Origin of the sequence: Vibrio viridaestus (assembly GCF_003856525.1) — a bacterium.
In the GTDB taxonomy this organism is placed as follows: Bacteria; Pseudomonadota; Gammaproteobacteria; order Enterobacterales; family Vibrionaceae; genus Vibrio; species Vibrio viridaestus.
The window spans coordinates 758914-775939 of record NZ_RJVQ01000001.1 but is presented as its reverse complement, the minus strand read 5'-3'; the positions used below and the strand labels follow the sequence as shown (position 1 = coordinate 775939).

General features: G+C 42.6%; 14 protein-coding genes. 10 read left to right on the top strand and 4 right to left on the bottom strand.

Annotated features, from left to right (window positions below; translation table 11 throughout):
• The first annotated feature begins 88 nt into the window (after positions 1-88).
• Complete coding sequence (locus tag EES38_RS03455; RefSeq protein ID WP_124935761.1) at positions 89-676, top strand: copper resistance protein NlpE; 588 nt, start codon at positions 89-91, stop codon at positions 674-676.
• A gap of 68 nt (positions 677-744) precedes the next feature.
• Here EES38_RS03455 and EES38_RS03450 read toward each other — a convergent pair whose 3' ends face one another.
• Positions 745-2163: an alanine/glycine:cation symporter family protein gene (locus EES38_RS03450; RefSeq protein WP_124935760.1), complete on the bottom strand. Its 1419-nt coding sequence runs from the start codon at positions 2161-2163 to the stop codon at positions 745-747.
• Between the two features lie 357 nt (positions 2164-2520).
• Between EES38_RS03450 and EES38_RS03445 the strand changes: the two genes are divergently transcribed.
• The 3 genes from EES38_RS03445 (at position 2521) to EES38_RS03435 (ending at position 6054) form a co-directional block, all read left to right on the top strand.
• On the top strand, positions 2521-3429 hold the full coding sequence (locus tag EES38_RS03445; RefSeq protein WP_124935759.1) for an aldo/keto reductase: 909 nt from the start codon (positions 2521-2523) through the stop codon (positions 3427-3429).
• Between the two features lie 139 nt (positions 3430-3568).
• A complete protein-coding gene (locus EES38_RS03440; RefSeq protein ID WP_124935758.1) occupies positions 3569-4570 on the top strand; it encodes an NADP-dependent oxidoreductase in 1002 nt (333 codons plus the stop codon).
• 98 nt (positions 4571-4668) lie between these two features.
• Positions 4669-6054: a class II fumarate hydratase gene (locus EES38_RS03435; protein WP_124935757.1), complete on the top strand. Its 1386-nt coding sequence runs from the start codon at positions 4669-4671 to the stop codon at positions 6052-6054.
• A 34-nt stretch (positions 6055-6088) separates the two neighbouring features.
• On the opposite strand, the gene EES38_RS03430 is transcribed toward EES38_RS03435, so the two are convergent.
• On the bottom strand, positions 6089-7009 hold the full coding sequence (locus EES38_RS03430) for a DMT family transporter (protein WP_124935756.1): 921 nt from the start codon (positions 7007-7009) through the stop codon (positions 6089-6091).
• A 341-nt stretch (positions 7010-7350) separates the two neighbouring features.
• Here EES38_RS03430 and EES38_RS03425 point away from each other — a divergent pair, with 341 nt between their 5' ends.
• The 3 genes from EES38_RS03425 to tpx all read left to right on the top strand — a co-directional run bounded on the left by EES38_RS03425 (position 7351) and on the right by tpx (position 10801).
• Positions 7351-8712, top strand: a complete 1362-nt coding sequence (locus tag EES38_RS03425; RefSeq protein ID WP_124935755.1) for a TIR domain-containing protein — start codon at positions 7351-7353, stop codon at positions 8710-8712.
• A 322-nt stretch (positions 8713-9034) separates the two neighbouring features.
• Entirely contained in the window at positions 9035-10096 is a 1062-nt protein-coding gene (locus EES38_RS03420) for a tartrate dehydrogenase (RefSeq protein ID WP_124935754.1), read from the top strand.
• Positions 10097-10303: 207 nt separating this feature from the next.
• The gene (gene tpx, locus EES38_RS03415) at positions 10304-10801 is read left to right on the top strand and encodes a thiol peroxidase (protein WP_124935753.1); all 498 of its coding nucleotides are present in this window, start codon (positions 10304-10306) and stop codon (positions 10799-10801) included.
• 41 nt (positions 10802-10842) lie between these two features.
• Here the strand turns inward: tpx and EES38_RS03410 are convergent, their stop codons facing one another.
• Complete coding sequence (locus tag EES38_RS03410; RefSeq protein WP_124935752.1) at positions 10843-11862, bottom strand: hypothetical protein; 1020 nt, start codon at positions 11860-11862, stop codon at positions 10843-10845.
• A 42-nt stretch (positions 11863-11904) separates the two neighbouring features.
• Positions 11905-12462 carry a PadR family transcriptional regulator gene (locus EES38_RS03405; RefSeq protein WP_124935751.1) on the bottom strand — a complete coding sequence of 186 codons (558 nt, stop codon included), beginning with the start codon at positions 12460-12462 and terminating at the stop codon, positions 11905-11907.
• A gap of 206 nt (positions 12463-12668) precedes the next feature.
• On the opposite strand from EES38_RS03405, the gene EES38_RS03400 reads away from it, so the two are divergent.
• The 3 genes from EES38_RS03400 (at position 12669) to EES38_RS03390 (ending at position 16996) form a co-directional block, all read left to right on the top strand.
• Positions 12669-13925, top strand: coding sequence for an L-lactate MFS transporter (locus tag EES38_RS03400; RefSeq protein ID WP_124935750.1), 1257 nt, complete (start codon positions 12669-12671; stop codon positions 13923-13925).
• A gap of 18 nt (positions 13926-13943) precedes the next feature.
• Complete coding sequence (locus EES38_RS03395; RefSeq protein ID WP_124935749.1) at positions 13944-15893, top strand: oxidoreductase; 1950 nt, start codon at positions 13944-13946, stop codon at positions 15891-15893.
• Between the two features lie 77 nt (positions 15894-15970).
• Entirely contained in the window at positions 15971-16996 is a 1026-nt protein-coding gene (locus tag EES38_RS03390) for an alpha/beta hydrolase (RefSeq protein WP_124935748.1), read from the top strand.
• Positions 16997-17026: the final 30 nt, after the last annotated feature.

The following is a 17026-nucleotide window of genomic DNA, read 5'->3' as shown; positions in this document are numbered from 1 at the left end:
CTATATGACTCTCCTGACAATCACTCACACGATAATTATTCACATCGAAAATCAATAGAATCCACTCGGATACAGAGAAGGACTTAACATGAAAAAAACTATCTTTACTCTTAGTGCCCTAACCCTGGCTCTTGCTCTTACTGGCTGTGACAACTCAGATAAAACAGCAGCACAGAATGACGCGCCAGCTCAACCATCAGCAGACGTTGCAGGTGAAGCGCCAACAGCGGCCGATGCTATGAACGGTGATGTAACTGAAGGTATCTCACAAGTTCCAGCCACATCTGAAGATACTCCAGTTGCTCCTGAAACAGACGCAACAGCGAAAGCGATTCCAGCGGCAAAAGACAATATAGAATGGCAAGGTACCTACAAAGGAACTCTACCATGTGCAGACTGTGACGGTATTGAGACTACCCTTACATTAAATTCTGATGAGACTTATACTCTGGAAGAAAATTACTTGGGCAAAAAAGACGGTCAGATCGACTCTAAAGGATCGTTTACTTGGGATAAAAGTGGCACAATCGTGACACTGCAAAATGATAAAGGTGACACACCTGTCGAGTATTCTGTTAGCGAGAATCAAATTACAAAACTCGATAATAATGGTGAACCAATCAAAGGTGATTTAGCTCAGCTATATAACTTAAATAAAGAAGTTAAAACCAATTAAAGAATCGGAAAAAGAAAAAGCCAGCATTGATGCTGGCTTTTTTCATTCCGACAAATAGTAAAAACAACTTACTTCTTAGTCCAAGCTGTTCTATCAATATCCAAATCTTTAAATTTATCTGGATCAAACACAGGCTCGTCAACACCCTGTTTCAACTGTTTGCGGTAATCCCTTAGCAATCTCATTGCTGTAGGGAAAAGCATGATCAACGCAAGCAAGTTAACAATTGCCAAGATACCCATCAATGGATCAGAGAAGAAGAAAACAGAGGTAGCACCTGGAGCTGCTGCACCAGCAAACACGATAAGAACAACAGCGATACGCAGAGCGTGAACTGCCGATTTGCTTGAAGTCATAAAGGTAAGTGCATTTTCACCAAGGTAGTAGTTGTAAACAACTGAACTAAATGAGAACAATAAAATGGCTGCAGTTAGGTAATATTGAGACCACTCACCAAGGTGGGAAACCAACGATTGTTGAGTCAATACAACGCCATCAATACCTTCAGCTCCAGGTACATATACCTTACCAAGTAAGATAACGAACGCTGTACAGCTACAAACCACCATAGTATCAATAAATACTGATAGTGACTGAGTGATACCTTGAGTTACTGGATGTGGTACGTCAGCCGTTGCAGCTACGTTTGGCGCAGAACCTAAACCCGCTTCATTTGAGAATAAACCACGACGTAAGCCTTGAGCTAACGCAGCACCCATGCCACCACTAACCGCCTCTTCAAAACCAAAGGCATTCTTAAAGATACTTGTGATAACAGCTGGGATATCGCCAATATTCATAACGATGATCACTAGCGCAATTGCAACATAACCAACGGCCATAACAGGAACAACAATATCCGCTGTTTTGGCAATACGTTTAATACCACCGTAGATGATAAAACCTACGATCACGGCAAGAAAAACGCCTGTATAAATACGATCAATGCCAAGACTATCTTGTGCTGCACCTGCTACAGTATTACCTTGGAAGGCGTTAAAGCCTAAGGCGAACGAAGCAATTAAGCAAACCGCATAAAGAGAAGCTAGCCAGCGATAATCTTCACCTAGTCCGTGAATAATAGAGCGAGCAGCACCGCCACGGAACGTTTCACCATCTTTACGCTTAAATAGCTGGGCAAGAGAACATTCCACAAGACTGGTCGCCATACCGACAAGAGCGATAGCCCACATCCAGAATACAGCACCAGGACCACCTAAAGTGATCGCAACAGCAACACCAGCGATATTACCACCGCCTACTCGACCACCAACAGAAAGCAATAGCGCTTCTCTACCTGAGATTGAGTCTTTATCACCTGTCTGATTTTTTTGAAATAAAACGCTGAACATGCGTTTAAAGAATCTAAATTGAACGAAATCCGTTACAATCGTGAAGAATAGTCCGAATATAACTAGGAATGGAACGAGTGCCCAACCCCAAGTCAGATCTCCTATCACTCCAAAAAAGGACTCTAAAAACTCCATTTGGTCTCCTTAAAATATAGAATCGTTAACTATCTGATTAGTTAAAAGTATTTGTCGTAATTTGAATGTTATTGTTGTGTTGCAAAATATCTTAAAATTAAGATTATGCAGAAATTTCATCCATCATTAGTTCAGATAGGCGGCGGATTATACTGAATAAGCACCATCAATTAAATATTTAGTTTGTTTTACTTCATAACAATGCATATAAACACATAAAACTGAATAATAGCTGGTTTCGTATTCATAACGAAAAGAAAGCAACGCTCCTAGAGTGTCAAATTTATTAATATGAGTTACTGATTCCGCTATACTTAACTTCATAAATTCAACAGCATTGTTCGTAGAGGTAATCCCGTGGTTGATAAAGTTTTAATGGCTCAGCAAGGTATGGAGTTCTCTGAAATTGTTCAGGGTTACTGGAGACTCGATGGGTGGAATATGTCAGCACAGGAGAGGCTCACTTTTCTAAAGCAGCATATCGAGTTAGGCATAACGACAGTCGATCATGCCGATATATACGGTGATTATCGTAGTGAAAAGTTATTTGGGGAAGCACTTGCTATTGACCCCTCGTTACGCTCACAAATTCAGATAGTGACTAAATGCGATATCAAACTTGTCAGCCCTCAACGTCCCGAGCACAAGATAAAGTACTACGATACTAGCGCTTCTCACATCTATCAGTCCGTACATAACTCACTTGAAGCATTGGGAGTAGAAGAAATCGATCTTCTACTTATACACCGCCCCGATCCATTAATGGATGCAGACGAAGTCGCTGAAGCCTTTAAACAACTTCATAAAGTGGGAAAAGTGAAACACTTTGGCGTATCGAATTTTACTCCTCGTCAGTTTGATCTTTTACAGTCGAGATTACATAAGCCTTTACTTACCAATCAGGTTGAGATTAATCCTCTGAATATGACTACATTGGAAGATGGTACGCTCGATCAAATGCAGCAAATCCAGATTAGACCCATGGCTTGGTCTTGCCTTGCAGGTGGAAGACTGTCATCAGAATCATCTCCTCAGGCTTCAGCTGTTCGCAAGGAATTAAAGGCAATTCAAAAAGAAATTGGGACTAAGTCCATTGAACAAGTGATTTATGCGTGGCTTCGAACACTTCCTTCTCAACCCTTGCCAATTTTAGGCAGTGGGAAAATAGAACGGACCAAAGAAGCTGTCGATGCTTTGACTCATAGCCTCACCCGCGAACAGTGGTTTCGTATTTGGACGGCGTCCAAAGGCCATGAAGTTGCTTAATCAATCCGAATTGATCAGGACTCATTTAAGGATGAGTTCTGCTTCAGCATAAACAATAATTTTTTAATTCTATAACACGCTCTAATGCATTTTTTGTCATAGTTAACATCTCTCTAAATCAATGATACTGGAATCACTTATGGCTTCCCCAAAAGAAATCCTACTCGTAAAACGTCCAGAAAATTCTCGCGATATTGGTTCGCATCTCTTTCATGTCCAACAGTTCTCGCCCGCCCCACTTCAGGAAGGTGAATTTGCCGTTAAACCCACCCACCTGTCATTAGACCCTGCAATGTTGGGCTGGATGATGCCTGATGAAAATAGCTATATTCCACCAGTACCGTTAAATAGTCGTATGCGCGGACTTTCTATTGCGACTGTTACAGAATCAAAACATAGCGATTTCCAATCTGGTGACTGCGTCATGGGTATGTTTGGTTGGACTGAATACGCAACCAGTGATGGACAAGGTGTGACAAAACTGCCACCTCAGACTGACCGAGAAATGGCATTATCTATATTTGCATTGCCAGGATTAACAGCCACACAAGGTCTATTTAATGTCGGTCACCCTAAGTCAGGAGAAACACTCATTGTCACAGGAGCCGCTGGCTCAGTGGGCTCACTGGTCGGTCAGTTAGCCAAAGCGGACGGCTTAAAAGTAATCGGAGTTGTTGGGAGCGAAGAGAAAGCACAATGGATCACCAATGAGCTAGGGTTTGACGCTGCAATCAACTATCACTCAACAACGCTGAAATCCGATCTTGAAAAAGCCTCACCAAATGGAATTGATCTCTTTTTTGAAAATACTGGCGGGCCTATTCAGAATTTAATCATAGATAGAATGAATGCTCATGGTCGCGTTGTTGTTTGCGGCATGATCGCAGATTATCAGGCCGAATCACCACGACCAGGTCCCAACTGGATTCCTGTAATTAAAAAGCGATTGTCTATCCAAGGGTTTACGATGCCAGATCACTTTGGCGAAATAGAGGCGCTTTTAGCCAAACTGACGCCTTATGTCATGAGCGGTAAAATAAAGTATCGAGCTCATAAACTTCAAGGTCTCGAGTCGGCGATTACAGGTCTCAACCTATTCTTTACCGGAGAAAATAAAGGGAAGCTGATGGTCTGCCTCTAGATATTGCAGACAGAGATGTTATACATAGTCGACTGGATCACAAAATAAGTTAATGATAATAATTATCATTAACTTATTTAACTCGATAGGTGAATATCATGAAAAACACGTTCCGAATCGAAAGAGACAGCATGGGTGAGGTGCAAGTCCCAGAAAGTGCTCTATATCAGGCACAAACCCAAAGAGCAGTAAATAATTTCTCAATCAGTAAACATAAGATGCCAGAAGCTCTTATCCATGCCTTAGCCCAAATCAAACATGCTGCCGCGATAACCAATTCCAACCTTGGTTTACTTGAAGGTGATATTGCAGATGCGATATGCCAAGCTGCTCAAGAAATTATTGATGGTAAACATTTAGCACAATTTCCTATCGATGTGTTTCAAACTGGTTCAGGCACTAGCAGCAATATGAACGCAAACGAAGTGATTGCGACGCTTGCCTCTCAAGTTCTGGGAAGTCCGGTTAGCCCAAATGACCACGTCAATATGGGACAAAGCAGTAACGATGTCATTCCCACTGCGATTCAGGTCAGCTGTGCTTATGAAGTTGAAAAACGCCTACTTCCTGCACTCAAATATCTGAGTAAGGGCCTGCATGAAAAACAAAAACAACTCACAAAAGTGGTAAAAACCGGACGTACACATCTAATGGATGCAATGCCGATCACCATGGCTCAAGAGCTCAGTGGCTGGCAGGCACAAATAGACAATGCTCTCAACAATATTCAACACAGCATTGAGCCGGTCAAAGCCCTCGCCCAAGGTGGTACCGCTGTCGGGACAGGAATCAACGCAGACCCACGTTTTTCTGCGGCGTTTGCGGATACGCTTTCTCAGGAAACACATCTGACATTCACTTCAAGTGATAATTTTTTCTTTAGTCTAAGCAGTCAGGACACGATTGTGTCACTCTCTGGCCAACTCAAGACAGCGGCCGTTGCTCTGATGAAAATCGCCAATGATCTACGATGGATGAACTCAGGTCCTCTTGCAGGACTAGGCGAGATTGAACTTCAGGCTCTCCAGCCAGGCTCCTCAATTATGCCAGGTAAAGTTAATCCGGTGATTCCCGAAGCCGTTGCCATGGCAAGTGCACAAGTCATAGGGAATGATGCAACGATAACCGTTGCAGGTCAGGCGGGCAATTTCCAGTTAAACGTCATGTTACCCGTCATTGCCCACAACGTATTGGAAAGTATCGAATTACTTACCAATAGTGCAACGTCATTAGCCGATAAAGCCATTGCGACCTTCACTGTGCGTGAAGATAACCTTAACGAGGCTCTCGCTAAAAACCCGATACTCGTAACGGCATTAAATCCGGTTATCGGATATCTAAAAGCCGCCGAAATAGCCAAGAAAGCATATAAAGAACAAAGAGCAATTATTGATGTTGCCGAAGAAGAAACGGACCTATCACGTTCAGAGCTAGAAAAATTGCTCAACCCTGAACAGCTAACTCAAGGCGGTATCGCCGGATAAAATAAATGGAAGCATCACGCTTCCATTTTTAGTTCTAGCGTTTTTTTCTTTTCAAGCGAACAACGGACCAAATAACGAGTGACATTCCAATGAAGTGATACACTGTAAACTGCTCATTTAAAATAATAATGGCAAACAGCGTGGTGGTAACAGGACCAATATTACCCGAGAGTCCCATAATTGATGGCGATAATCTCGCCATCGCTGCCGCCATAAAATAGGACGGTAAAACAGTACAAAATATACCGGTCGCAATACCAATCCAAATGAGCTTGGAAGACATTTGATCAAATGGTATTCCGTGAAAATAATACTGCACCATAATCACCACTGCTGCACTGCTCATGCCGATACTGGTGAAAAGATCACTCCCCATTTTGGTAATTATCGATTTACTTAAAATTAGATAGGTCGCAAACACAAATGCTGAAAGTAGGGCTAATCCAGCGCCAAGCCAAACTTTATCGCCTTGCAATTGAATATCGTGAGCCATAATAAGTGAAACTCCCACGTAGCCGATAACGATTGAGCTCAAAATGACTCTTGTTGGCCGCTCTTTAAGAAAAATCCAACTTAGAAATACGACAAACGTTGGGTATAGAAAAATAAGCAGGCGCTCCAACTGAGCGGATATATAGTGTAATGCCGAGATATCGAATGCCGTCGCAAAGTAATATCCTAAAATACCAACTAAAATGGCCTGCCAGCTATAACAACGCACTTTGACTCTGACTTCAGACTTACGAGCAAGCCACAGAAAAATCAATACATAAAATGGGAGTGAACTGATCGCTCGCAAACTCATAATCGCAGTAGCATCACCGCCAGCTGCATAAGCCAATTTGATCAATACCGATTTAATAGAAAACAACGCTGTGCCGATCAAAGCGTATAAAATGCCCGTCTGATATTGTCGTGTTGAGTGTGAAGGCTGTGAGATGTCAATATCACTCATGATTACTAATCCTTTCGTTGAGAAGAAAGGCTACGAGGGAAATGACGTTAGACGATTACGGCTGCTTTCACTCGCAGCCGGACACAATGAACTCTACCGACCGCAGGGCATAAGAAGGAGCCAGAGGAGAGCAGAATAAAATTGCATGAAATACGTTTCCTTTAAATAACGTTTTCAAGCTATCAGAGTTAGGCATATGAAACAAGAAAATATTATGCTTAAAGTAATCGAATCAGGTTTCACAGAACTTTAACTTGTGATCACACAATTGATGATGAGCCTAAGTTATTCTCTACTATCATTAATTTATTCTGTTTTCTCCCACGGATCTCGATACATCAATGAAAATTTTTATTAGCCATAGTCAACAAGATCGACAATATGCTGGACTGATTAATGATGCGCTAGTCTCGGCAGGTCATGATGTTCAATACGATACGTGGACTATGAGAACTGGAGAAAATTACCTAAAACGAATTGAAGAAAATACCAAAACAGCCGATGTGCTCATTCTACTGGTCAGTCGAAACTCAGCCAGTTCAAAGACATCAATTCATGAATTTTCCGCTATTGCTCTAAATGACTTGTCAAAGCAGGAACAACGAATCATTCCGGTGATTATCGATAAAGGTCCGATACCAACGTATCTATCGCAATACATGTATGTGGATATTTCTCAGGACATCACTGGCGGTATTCGTCGCCTGACCGAGCTTTTAGAACCAGATAAGCTTATCGAAACAACGGTTCTATCTGACGCCTTAAGGGAAGAGCAGAGAGAAGAAGCCCGCGATAAAAAAATAAAGGATCTGGCGAAGGCTCTCCATGAAGGCAGAATGACCCTCGTATGTGGCGCTGGTATCTCTGTCGGAGCTGGCGTTCCGGCTTGGAATGATCTTCTTATCCATATGCTCAGAGCAATGATCACAAGAATGTCTGCCGACCATGGACTCGAAATAGACAGTGGTGATGCGGATCGTTTCCACACAAAGTACTCCCCTTCAGCACTCGTCGTTGGAAAATATCTTAAAAATAATCTTGGTAAGGATTTCTTAAAAGAGTTGCGGCATTCACTCTATATTTCCAATCCCGAAACCTGCGAAGTGCTGGAAGCAATTGTTGACCTAGCTAGACCTCAACGCGATGGTAATCCCCTGGACTCTATTATTACGTTCAATTTTGATGCGCTTCTCGAAGAAAATCTTGATTTACAGAATATAAAATACCGCGCAATTTACGGGGAAGGCGTACGAAACTCACCTAACGAACTGCCTATTTATCACGTACATGGTTATCTACCGAGAAAAGGAAAGATTCCACCGAATATGGATGTCATATTCAGTGAGGATGCTTACCACAGTCATTTCATTGAACCGTTTAGCTGGTCGAATCTCATCCAGCTCAATAAACTGAGCCAGAATACGTGCCTATTTATCGGCTTAAGCCTCACCGACCCAAACTTACGCCGTTTACTCGATGTCGCTAACCGTAAAAATACCGATAAACATCTCAACCACTATTTTATCAAGAAAACCCCCTCGGTAAGTAAAACCAGAGACACGATGGACAAGCTCGCGTTACTTCTAGAGGAACAAGATGCGAATGAACTCGGACTCAGTATGATCTGGGTAGAACATTACTCAGAGGTTCCCTCAATTCTGAGGCAAATAGCATTAGCAAGTGCGATGAGAGGCAGACAATAATTGCTCACTCCGCGGCCCTAGGATATTAGAACATTTGTCGACTTGAATCACTGTTCACTTACTCTGTTCCCGGTAAAGTACCTGAAATCATTGGTTTGCATTTTCAGTGAATCTGTTGTGGAAGTCCCAAAGCATGTTATGTGGAAAAACCCTCATACTTTGGCAGAATTAGCTCAATCATTGGTTAATTCTTAAGGGATTCGCCTTGTAAATCAGCGTTAAGATCATTCATTCTAGGTAGCCTGAATACTCATTCGTCTTTTCGGCTACCTTCAAATCACATCATGGCAATTTTAAAGCCTGTATTTGGGAAGGATAAACTATGACAACAGTAAAAATCGCTGTCATTCCAGGTGATGGAATTGGCAAGGAAGTCATCCCTGAGGGGATGAGGGTGATTAACAAGGTAGCCAAAAAACATCGGGTGAATATCGAATGGACTCACTTTGACTGGTCTTGCGAAACGTATCATCGAACAGGCCGAATGATGCCGGAAGATGGTCTGGACACTCTACAACAGTTCGATGCGATTTATCTCGGAGCCGTTGGATACCCAGGCGTACCCGATCATATTTCTCTTTGGGGCTTGCTTCTTCCCATTCGCCGTTCATTTGAACAATATGTCAATCTCAGACCCGTTCGTCTTTTTGACGGTATTCCATGCCCTCTCGCTAACAAAAAACCAGGCGATATCGATTTCTACGTAGTGAGGGAAAACGTCGAAGGAGAATATTCGTCTATTGGCGGCATTCAGTACGAAGGCAGTGCCGACGAAATCGTATCGCAGCAAAGCATCTTTACCCGCAAAGGAACAGACAGAATACTGAAGTACGCCTTTGAGTTTGCATCTCGTCGCGCTGCTAAAAAAGTCACATCCGCAACAAAATCTAATGGCCTCTATCACTCAATGCCATATTGGGACAGTCGCTTTGCTGCCATGGGTAAACATTTTCCAGAAATCGAAACCGAACAGTTTCACATTGATATTCTTACTGCCAATTTTGTACGCATGCCGGAGCATTTTGATGTCGTCGTCGGCTCAAACCTGTTTGGTGATATTCTCTCTGACCTTGGTCCAGCATGCACTGGAACCATAGCAATCGCACCATCCGCTAATATCAACCCAGAAAAGAACTTCCCTTCTATGTTCGAGCCAGTACATGGTTCTGCTCCGGATATTGCAGGAAAAAATATCGCAAACCCGATCGGGTCAATTTGGGCAGGCGCAATGATGATGCAGCATCTAGGCTATGACGAAATTCATGACGATATTTTAGTGGCAATCGAACAGGTTCTAAAACAAAAAGAAGTACTGACCAAAGATATGGGCGGTTCAAGCTCAACTGAAGAGTTTACCGACAGTCTTCTTGCCCTGTTAGATTAAGTAATGACAGAAATAAGCGGCACACACAGTGCCTGCTTATCTTTTCACGATAACTTTGACGTCCGGTTCTTTCAAAAAATTGCATTAAGAGATGACTTCATAACCATTCATAACAGCTTCACCAAAATTTGACTTGGCAAATCCGACATAGTGATTCAAGCTATCAAAGTGATACATTACTTATAAACAAACAAAAGAGAAAAAGTCATGAGTCAAGTAACCTTTAAAGGAAACCCTGTAAGCCTAAACGGTTCGTTCCCAGCAACTGGAACGAAAGCACCTGAATTTACACTGTGCGGTGCTGATCTATCTGATATCAAACTTAGCGAGCTAGCTGGTAAAAACGTAGTACTTAATATTTTCCCAAGTATTGATACGTCCGTTTGTGCAGCAAGCGTTCGTGCATTTAATGAAAAAGCAGCGTCTTTAGAAAACACGGTTGTTTTATGTATTTCTGCAGATCTTCCTTTTGCAGCAGGTCGTTTCTGTGAAGCGGAAGGTATTGAAGGCGTAAAAACAGCGTCATTCTTCCGTGCGCCAGAGTTTGTGAAAGACTACGGTGTTGAGTTGGCTGAAGGCCCTCTTCGCGCTCTATCTGCAAGAGCTGTCGTTATCGTAAACGCACAGGGCGAAGTAAGCTATACAGAGCTTGTACCAGAAATTGCACAAGAACCTGACTACGAAGCCGCACTCGCAGCACTTTAATATATTTAGTATAGAAAAGGCTGGATGACCCAGCCTTTTTCTTATTTCTGCTTAGCTAACCGCTGTTGAGATTCTAGTTGTTTAATATCGACATCAATTATTGGAGCAGGAAGCTTTTCCGTTGTAATATAAACGTGCTCGCCTGAACCATCAAAACCTATCGCTTCTCCCTGCTTAAGTTCTGGAAGAGGAATGGTTACTTGAGGCGTCTCTTTTAAAATATCTATCCAAGAATGTTCTGGTGATTTCTTATAAATAAATGCATTTCCGTAAGTCATTATTGCCAACTGTTGGCCATCTGATGAGATATCCATTCCTGTCGGAATCGAGGTTAACCCTAAGATATCAATAATACGGAAATGAAGATCTTTTGGTTTCGGAAGCGTCTTAATCTCTCCTAATCTCTCAGCAATAACGTTCTTACCTTCATGCAAAGGGAGTTGATACAGCTCAGGTGGGAAATCTCTTTTCGATAAAAGAAGAATTTTATTGTCAGAAGGGTCGACAGCTACAGATTCAACATCATGAGCGCCATCCGGATAAGTGAAAGAGAGTGACCAAGACGGTTTGATATTAAAGACTTGTCTCTTCGAATGAGACTTTTTTAATACCGGTTCTTCAATGGCGTAGATAAACGACTTTTTCCTATTTTCATCATTATCACCTGCATCTGCGACTAGAATGTAGCTTTTCCCATTCTGCTCGAAATACGCCAAGTCTTCCCAATCAATATTTTCCTTACCTAAGACCCTGATTTCAGCTCGCACTTTTCCCGACGTATCAACAGCATAAACAGACGATTTATTAAAGCTATCGTTATTCATCCATAAAATATCAGGATTTATACGCGATACGACTATACCACTAGCTTCTGCGACATCATGCGACTTGATTTTGCCCACAGTTTTAACACCCGTGGCGTTTACCACCGCACTCTCTGTCCGAGAGTGAGTGCAAGAAGAAATGACAACAAATGTTGCGGTGACTAGCACTGCTTTTAAGAAAATAGAGCGCATATGAACTAAGTGGTATTTTGAAGTTACTGTTACTCTAGCAAACAATTTAACTCATCAATGTCAAATAAAAACAAAAACTCGTTATTCCTACGCGCCTTTTTCTTTCATCTCACTTTGGCAATAGCCAATGCACTTCTCTAACCATTTGATGATGTGTTGCTCTCTCATAATAGCACCTTCGAGAATAATGAAATCACCAAAGCGATCACTATCAACAGGCGGCACATCGGGATACTGCTCTGACGTTTTCATTAACGTATTCATACGCTTAGTATGTTGCATTTTCTGACTTTCAAGCAGTTTAATTCGAGATTCAACATCAAGAAAATTACTGAAATACATTCTAACCCGAAAGACATCTTTCGCAGTCTTGCCAATTAGCTCATCCTTATGCAACCAGCGAATTAAGTCGTCACGACCTTCATCGGTAATCGAATACTGTTTCTTTTCAAGAATATCACCACTAATTTCGATATCGAATGTAACTAACCCTTCTTCATGAAGCTTCTTTAACTCCGTGTAGATCTGGCTGTGCTTAGCATGCCAAAACTCCGCTAACTCATAATTAAACTCTTTATTGATGTCATACCCAGTCATTGGATGACGGTTCAATAATCCAAGAATTGCATACTTAAGAACTCTCATTTTTGTTCCTTAAACACGATAAGCCGAAAAGATCATAACAAACACCCCAATTTCCAACAACAAACATGATTTATGACAATGATCGAGTCAACACAAACATGTCAATATTTACATGTTCAAAATTTAATAATTAATTTTATATCTATAGGGTGAAGAAATGTTTGTACGTGAGCAAATAAAACAACGAAAACTTGGGGGACGATAATATGGATTACTCAAAAAAAAGATGGTCAATACTTATCGCAGCATGTTTTATCAACCTATGTGTTGGGTCAATGTATGCATGGAGCGTCTTTGCAGCGCCAATGGCCGCTCATCTCAGCTCAATTAATCATATTAGCTTAACGCCAGCTGACCTCGCGATTGTCTTTATCGTAGCTAACTCAGTCGGACCAATAACGATGATTACTGGCGGCAAAATAAATGACACATTGGGACCAAGAGTCGTTATTTTTGTTGGCGGATTGATGTTCGGTGGAGGCATGTTCTTATCTGGGCTTGCAACTCATATTAATCACCTCATTTTAAGCTATGGACTACTACTCGGCTTAGGCTTGGGGATGGTATATGGTTCAACAATCAGCACCTGTATTAAGTTCTTCCCAGACAAACGTGGCTTAGTCGGTGGATTAACAACAGCCCTATTTGGTATCAGCTCAGTTATCATTCCGCCGATTGCCGCGTCCATTACAGCAGACGCAGGCGTCGTGTCGGCATTCAAAATCATCGGTGCAGCCTTCACAATCATTGTTTGCGGCAGCGCATTCTTTATTCATAAATGTCCTGTTGGATTTACTCCTTCAGGGTGGAAACCCAACAAAGCTCAAGCATCGATGCAATCGAATGATAAAACGTGGAAAGAGATGCTATCAACACCAACATTTTACGTGATGATTCTTCTGCTAACTTGCGGTGCCGTAGCTGGATTGATGTGTATCGTACTCGCTTCACCGTTAGCACAAAAAATGATTGGCATGTCAACTGCTGCCGCAACAGGCGCTGTATCCACATTAGCTCTTTTCAATGTTTTAGGCCGCATTATGGCTGGCTGGTTATCAGACAAAATCGGCCGTATTAATACGCTCACTTTCGCATGCGCTCTAACAATTATAGGCCTGTATTTCCTTTATGTAGCCAATACCGGTGATGTCACTGAATTCTATATTGGCATCTCTATCGTCGGGGTTTGTTTTGGCGCATTTATGGGCGTGTTCCCAGGTTTCACTGCCGATCAATTTGGTGTGAAAAATAACAGCGTCAACTTCGGAATTATGTTTACTGGCTTCGCTATCGCTGGCTTTACTGGCCCAACAATTATGAAGCATGTCGTGATGACAACTCATAGCTTCAAAGATGCCTTTTTAATCGGAATCGGCTTTTGTATCGCCGGACTGATCCTAAGTTATCTATTCAGAATTATTACCAAAAAATTAAGTGCAGCATCTCTTGCTGCTGCGAACTAAGCTTCGGGGGAATGAGCAATGGAAAGAAAATATCCAAATCTAAGTAAACCAATCAAAATTGGTAACGTATATTTTAGAAACCGTATGTTTGGTGCGCCAATGGGCGGTACTGATATCACTAAAGATTGTACAGTTGGTCCTAAAACAACCGCATTCTATGAAAACCGTGCGAAAGGTGGTGTTGCAACCGTCACCGTCAGTGAATTGGTAGTGCACCCAAAAACTGAAGGTTCACACATGTACCATTTGGATCTTCAGACTGTCGATTCATTAGCCAGTTTCACCTATACCGCTGATGCTATACGCCGCCACGGTGCCATAGCCAGCGTCGAACTATCCCATAGTGGTCAGTACGCAGGGACTTACCTTGTAGATAAAGATAAAAAAGCGGGCCTAAACCAATGGGGTCCGAGCGACGGTACTCGTCCAGATGGTCGTGAGGTAAAAGCCCTGACCCAGGAGCTGATTGACGAGATTGTAACTGCTTATGGTGAAAAGGCGGCCCTCGCTAAGAAAGCCGGCTTTGAAATGGTGATGGTGCACGGTGGCCACGGCTGGCTGGTAAACCAGTTCCTGTCTCCGTACTTCAATAAACGTACTGACAAATACGGCGGTTCTCTAGAAAACCGTGTTCGTTTTGCCCAAGAAGTACTAGACAGCGTACGTAAAGCTGTTGGCCCGGGTTTCCCTATCGAATTTCGTATGAGTGGTTCTGAACTGTTCGACGGCGGTTACACTCTGGAGGATGGCGTTGAGATTGCCAAACTTTTGGAAAGCCGTATTGACCTGCTTCACGTGTCAGCAGGGACTTACCAACGTGGTTTTGGTGTAACTCACCCATCCATGTTCCTTCCTCATGGCAGCAACGTATACTTAGCAGCAGAAATCAAAAAGCACGTCAGTATTCCTGTCGCCACAATCGGCGGTCTTAACGATCCAGCACAAATGGAAGAGATTATCGCATCAGGTCAAGCGGACATTGTTGAAATGGCCCGAGCTCTGCTGGCAGACCCTCAGTTACCAATTAAAGTAATTACTAATCAGGATGATCGTATTGTTCGCTGCCTTCGTTGTTATGTTTGTATGGCAGAACGAGCTGAAACTGGTACCCGCCGCTGTGCAGTGAATCCAATGATTGGTCGTGAAATCGACGGTTTGGAAATTCTACCTGCTCGGGTTAAGAAAAAAGTACTGGTTGTGGGTGGAGGTCCTAGTGGCCTTCAAGCAGCGCTCACTGCAGCAAGACGCGGTCACGAGGTTATCCTTTGTGAAATGGGTGACGAAGTTGGCGGCATCCTCATAGGCGAACAGGCTCTGCCTTTTAAATATGAGATGTACCAGCTTGGCGTTTCTTTGGGTAAATTATGTGAAGACGAAGGCGTTGACATTCGTCTGAATACAAAAGTAGACAAAGCGTATGCTGATGACGTGAATGCTGATGTTATGATCATTGCGACCGGGTCAAAAGCCTTTGTACCACCAATCCCGGGAATTGATGGCACGAATGTCGTGACTATTAACGATTACCATCACCATATCGATGTTATTACTAACGACGTTATTGTCCTTGGTGGTGGTCTAGCTGGTTGTGAAGCCGCAATTCACTTTGCCCACGAAGGCAAAAACGTCAAATTAGTTGAGATGAACTCTGAACTGTCGCCAGATGCCAACATTCGCCATCGTCCAATCCTACTGGGTGAAATCGAGAAATGTGGTATTGAGGTCTACAAAAACCATAAAGCGATGGAAATCAGTGATAACTGTGTTGTGTGTGAAACTCAAGATGGTGAGACAGTTAAACTAGAAGGCACGAGTGTACTATGTGCTCTCGGTCAGCGATCTCGCCGTGAGTTGGTAGACGAGCTTTGGGATTGTGCCCCAATCGTCCACCAGATCGGTGACTGTGTAAAAGTCTCTACGATTACAACAGCCGTTTACCAAGGCCATCACGCCGCAATGGACGTTTAATTTCGTTATTCGATCAAAAGCCAGTAGCAACCGTTACTGGCTTTCTTTATTTGACACCAAAAAACGAGTGAAATACGATGAAAATTAAAACATTATCATTAAGCCTCGCACTCCTTATGAACTTATCTTCCTTTAGCGCATTATCACAGGACATGACCGATATTCGTGATGGTGCTGACATTATGAAAGTCGACATAACAAGAGCTCAATATGATGCTCTACCTAATCTAGTTTATTCACAGATCCATTCGTCACAGGAAGTTCGCGAACTTCATATGTCCTTATTAGTTCCGAGAACAAACGACTTAAAACCTGCCATCCTATATTTTCCTGGCGGCGGTTTTATTACGGCAAAATATAACAAATACATAGAAATGCGTAGCGCTCTCGCCGAAGCAGGGTTTGTTGTCGCTGCGGTTGAGTATCGAGTAGTTCCAAATGTTTATCCAGCACCAGTAATTGATGCAAAGTCAGCGGTGCGTTATCTGCGTTCCCATGCCAAAGAATACGGTATCAACCCAAACAGAATTGGTGTGGTGGGCGATTCAGCCGGAGGTTGGCTGTCACAAATGATGGGAACCACTAATGGAGAACAGGGTTTGGACGTTGGTGAAAACTTAAATTACTCGTCAGATGTACAGGCCGCTGCGACAATTTACGGCATATCAAATCTGCTCAATATTGGCGAAGGTTTTGGCGCTGAAATAGATAAAGTCCACGAGTCGTTATCCTCAACGGAATCTCTACTTGTTTATGGCCCTGCGTTTAGAACGTTCGCAGGTGCATCTATTATGGCTGATAAAGAAAAAGCGCTAAACGCCAGTCCGATGGGACATATTCATGGTAAGAAGCCACCTTTTTTAATCATGCATGGTGACAAAGATACATTGGTTTCACCGATTCAAAGTTATCAGTTATTCAAGGCGCTGAAAGCAGAAAATAACCAAGTGGATTATGTTGTTTTAGAAGGTGCTGAGCACGGCGATATTCACTGGTTCCAAAAACCTGTGATCCAAAAAGTAGTGCAGTGGTTTGAGAAAAACCTGGGTAAACCGACAAAAAATGATTCACTACAAGCTAAGGACAAAAATTCAAACTTGTAGTGTGTAAGGAGCACCTGACGAGCTTCTTTT